We start from the raw sequence: 4,995 nt of genomic DNA, 5'->3' as shown, positions 1-4,995 counted from the left end.
CTATAAACAACAAACTATAAACCATAAACTCAAAATGACTTTTCAAGAACAAATATTACAAGGGATTCCATCGGTTTTACCAAATCCGAAGCCTTATGAAGTTGAAATAAATCATGCGCCAAAGCGAAAAGAAATTCTTTCAGAAGAGGAAAAAAAATTAGCCTTAAAAAATGCTTTACGCTATTTTGAACCTAAACATCATGCCGAATTACTTCCTGAATTCAAAGCCGAATTAGAAACCTACGGAAGAATTTACATGTATCGTTTGCGTCCTGATTACAAAATGTACGCACGACCAATTTCAGAATATCCAGGTAAATGCGAACAAGCGAAAGCTATAATGTTAATGATCCAAAATAATTTGGATTATGCTGTGGCACAACATCCACATGAACTAATTACTTATGGTGGAAACGGAGCTGTTTTTCAAAATTGGGCACAGTATTTATTGACGATGAAATATTTGGCAGAAATGACCGATGAGCAAACTTTAGCCATGTATTCTGGCCATCCAATGGGATTATTTCCTTCACACAAAGAAGCACCGAGAGTCGTTGTCACTAATGGAATGGTCATTCCAAATTATTCAAAACCGGATGATTGGGAAAAAATGAATGCTTTAGGCGTTTCTCAATACGGACAAATGACTGCAGGAAGTTACATGTACATCGGTCCGCAAGGAATTGTCCACGGAACTACAATCACCGTTTTAAATGGATTCAGAAAAATAAAAAAATCTCCAAAAGGAGGATTATTCGTTACATCCGGACTTGGCGGAATGTCAGGCGCACAACCAAAAGCAGGAAATATTGCAGGTTGCGTTACCGTTTGTGCCGAAGTAAATCCAAAAATAACTCACATTCGTCACTCACAAGGTTGGATTAATGAAGTGATTGAAAGCATCGATGAATTAGTTCCAAGAGTTAAAAAAGCATTAGATAATAATGAAGTGGTTTCCATTGCTTATCTAGGAAATGTAGTTGATGTTTGGGAACGTTTTGACCAAGAAAACCTGCATATTGATTTAGGTTCTGATCAAACTTCATTGCACAATCCTTGGGCTGGAGGTTATTACCCAATCGGTTACACATTTGAAGAATCTAATGATTTAATGGCAAATAATCCTGATAAATTCAAGGAAGAAGTTCAAAAAACATTGCGTCGTCATGCGGCTGCGATAAATAAACATACTGAAAAAGGAACGTATTTCTTCGATTACGGAAATGCCTTTTTACTAGAAGCTTCTCGCGCTGGAGCCGATGTTTTTGCAGAAAACCACATCGATTTCAAATACAACAGTTACGTTCAAGATATTATGGGACCAATGTGTTTCGATTACGGATTCGGACCATTTAGATGGGTTTGTGCCTCAGGAAATCCCGAAGATTTAGCAAAAACCGATAAAATTGCCTGCGATGTTCTAGAGGAAATGATGAAAAATTCTCCTGAAGAAATCCAACAGCAAATGGCCGATAATATCCAATGGATAAAAGGTGCACAAGAAAATAAATTGGTAGTTGGTTCACAAGCAAGAATTCTTTATGCCGATGCCGAAGGAAGAATAAAAATCGCAGAAGCTTTCAATCAAGCCATTGCTCGTGGCGAAATAGGATATGTAATTTTAGGACGTGATCATCACGACGTTTCAGGAACCGATTCGCCTTACAGAGAAACTTCAAACATTTATGACGGCTCTCGATTTACTGCCGATATGGCCATCCAAAACGTAATCGGAGACAGTTTCCGTGGCGCAACTTGGGTTTCCATTCATAATGGTGGTGGTGTTGGTTGGGGTGAAGTAATTAATGGAGGTTTTGGTATGGTTCTTGATGGAACTAAAGAAGCATCAAAACGCTTAGAATCAATGCTTTTCTGGGATGTTAACAACGGAATTTCAAGAAGAAGTTGGGCAAGAAACGAAGGAGCAATTTTTGCAATAAAAAGAGCCATGGAGACGCAACCTTTATTGAAAATTACCATCCCTAATATAGTGGACGAAGAATTATTATAGTTTCTGGTTTAAAGTTTCAAGTTAAGCTTCTCAAACCCGAAATCTCACACTTGAAAAATAAAATAAAATACTATGAAAACAACAAAATTTTTACCGTTACTTCTACTCTTCGTTCTAGCTTCGTGCAGTTCGGTTAGAGTAAGTTATGATTACGACAAAAAGGCGACCTTTGAAAACTACAAAACCTATGCGTACCACAAAAGCGGCATTGATAAAGTCGAAATATCCGATTTGGACAAACGAAGAATTCTCTATGCAATCGACGAACAACTAGCAGCAAAAGGTTTTTCTAAAAGTGAAACACCCGATGTAATAATCAATTTCTTCACTAAAGAAAGAGAACAAGTAGATGTAAACCAATTTAATGCTGGCTGGGGTTTTGGCTGGGGTTGGGGTTTTGGCTGGAATCCATGGATGTGGGGCAATAACACCTCAGTAAATCGATATACTGAAGGAATTTTAACCATTGACATCATCGACGCCAAGAAAAAAGAACTAATCTGGCAAGGTCAAGGCGAAGGTGTTCTAACCGGAAATGCCGATAGAAAAGACAAACTCATCAACGAATTTGTTACTAAAATCTTAGCACAATATCCACCGAAAAAATAGTAGGCAGATTTCAGATTGCAGTTTACAGCTTTTAAACAATATAAAAAAACACTATCTCGTACTTTCGAAATAGTGTTTTTTTATGCTTTATACTGATGAATATCAGGAGCGAATGGCTTGGTTCCTTTTGGTTTCCTTATTCCTGCTTTCCGAGTTACATGGTAACTTCTCCAATCAGGGCTAGATAGTTTATGTATTGAATAGAGGCATCATTTCAAAAGACTATTTGTTTAAATTACTTATCCTGCAAGGTTTTTTTTAACCTTGTAGGATTGTAATCAAATGTTGTTTTAAACCCAATTGCCCTAGCCCAGATTGCAATGGAAAGCTTTTTGTGAAAGAATGCTATTTTTTGTTGGCATAAAAAAGCGACCAAAGGAAGCTCTTTTTATGACTTACAAAAAAAGCATTGTTTACAAAAACTTGCAATGGAAAGCTGGATTAGCTTCTTAAAAAGTATTCAGTTTTCAGTCGCAGTTAGCAGATACTGAAAACTGAGACTGAGACTGCAAACTAATATCTTAAAAGTTCTTCCATTTTAGCTTTCACTTTATCCACATTCGGAATCATGGTAAACTCTAAAGTACTGTTCAATGGAATTGCTGGCATATTTTCTGAACCGATTACCATTACTGGCGCATCAAGATATTTGAAACAATTTTCTTGGATTAATCCAGCTAAACTTCTTGCGAAGGAATTGTTTGTTGGTTCTTCGGTTACTACAAGACATTTTTTAGCTTTTTTAACCGATTTGAAAATAGTTTCTTCATCCAAAGGATATAAGGTTCGTAAATCGATAATCTCAACTTGATTTTTCATCGTTGCTGAAGCATTCAAAGCCCAATGAACGCCCATTCCGTATGTAATAATGGTTATGGTTTCATCGGTTTCTTGTTCCCAAATTTCTTGAACGATATTCGCTTTTCCGAAAGGTAAAATGTAATCTTCGCTTGGTTCGTTGACTCTTGCCGCATCAGTTCCTTTTACTTTACTCCAATACAAACCTTTATGCTCCAAAATCACAACTGGATTTGGGTCATAATAAGCGGCTTTTAATAATCCTTTTAAATCGGCACCATTGCTTGGATACGCGATTTTTATTCCGCGAATATTGGTCAAAACACTTTCTACAGACGACGAATGATAAGGTCCACCACTTCCATAAGCTCCAATTGGAACACGAAGAATCATACTCACAGGCCATTTCCCATTGGATAAATAATACGAACGACTGACTTCGGTAAACAATTGGTTCAATCCTGGCCAAATGTAATCGGCAAACTGCACCTCGACAATTGGTTTCAATCCAACTGCCGACATTCCGACAGTAGAACCAACGATAAAAGCTTCTTGAATTGGCGTATTGAAAACGCGATCGTCTCCGAATTTTTGTGCTAAAGTCGCTGCTTCTCTAAAAACTCCGCCTAAACGTCCGCCAACATCTTGTCCGTACAACAAACATTCTTGGTGTTTTTTCATTAATTCTTCGACAGCAAAAAGTGCACAATCTACCATAACGACTTTATCTTCACGCTCTGGATTTCGTTCACCAACTTCTTCTGTGATTGGCGTTGGCGCAAAATCGTGTGTAAATAAATCTTCTGGTGTTGGATCTTCGGCTAGTTGTGCTTTGTCAAAATCTTTTTGGACAGTGGCTAAAGCCACAGCCAATTGATGGTCTATTTCTTTTTGTGTAATTCCAGCTTCCAACATTTGTTTTATCAAAACCGGATAAGGATCACGTGATTGTGCTTCTTCCAAATCGTCTCGATACCATTCCATTCGAACTCCAGAAGTATGATGATTTAACAAAGGAACTTTGGCGTGCACCAAAAACGGACGACGTTCTTCACGAATGGTTTTTACAACTTTTTGAACGGCTAAATAACTTTCGGTAAAATTAGCTCCATCTATAGAAATGGCTTCAATTCCGTGAAAACCTTTGGCATATTCGAACGCATTTTGCGCACGAGTTTCAGCAGCATTTGCCGAAATATCCCAGCCATTATCTTGTACCAAATACAAAATTGGAAGTTGTTTTAAAGCTGCCATTTGTAATGCTTCGGCGATTTCTCCTTCGGTAACTGATGCGTCACCAAGTGAACAAACTACGATTGGCTTCTCTTGATTAGTATCTTGAATTCCAATATTTTCTTTATACCAAAATCCCATCGCTGCACCAGTTGCCGGAATGGCTTGCATACCTGTAGCTGATGATTGGTGCGGAATTTTAGGTTTATCAGCATCTTTCAAACTCGGATGACAATAATAAGTTCGCCCACCCGAAAACGGATCGTCTTTTTTTGCCATTAACTGCAACATCAAATCGTAAGGTTGCATTCCGATTCCGAGCATCATTGCATCATCACGATAAT

The 4,995-nt window shown here is 37.9% G+C and carries 3 protein-coding genes; 2 read left to right on the top strand and 1 reads right to left on the bottom strand.

Annotated features, from left to right (window positions below):
- Positions 1-34: 34 nt before the first annotated feature.
- Entirely contained in the window at positions 35-2,011 is a 1,977-nt protein-coding gene (locus tag DIU01_RS03900; protein WP_290831938.1) for a urocanate hydratase, read from the top strand.
- Between the two features lie 72 nt (positions 2,012-2,083).
- Entirely contained in the window at positions 2,084-2,620 is a 537-nt protein-coding gene (locus DIU01_RS03895) for a DUF4136 domain-containing protein (RefSeq protein ID WP_290831935.1), read from the top strand.
- 513 nt (positions 2,621-3,133) lie between these two features.
- Here DIU01_RS03895 and DIU01_RS03890 read toward each other — a convergent pair.
- Positions 3,134-4,995, bottom strand: a 1,862-nt coding sequence (locus tag DIU01_RS03890) for a thiamine pyrophosphate-dependent enzyme (RefSeq protein ID WP_290831934.1), incomplete at its 5' end; no start/stop codon positions are given.

Origin of the sequence: Flavobacterium sp. (genome assembly GCF_003525665.1) — a bacterium.
Classification (GTDB): Bacteria; Bacteroidota; Bacteroidia; order Flavobacteriales; family Flavobacteriaceae; genus Flavobacterium.
The sequence above is the reverse complement of the archived record's forward strand: the minus strand, read 5'-3'. Positions and strand labels throughout refer to the sequence as shown.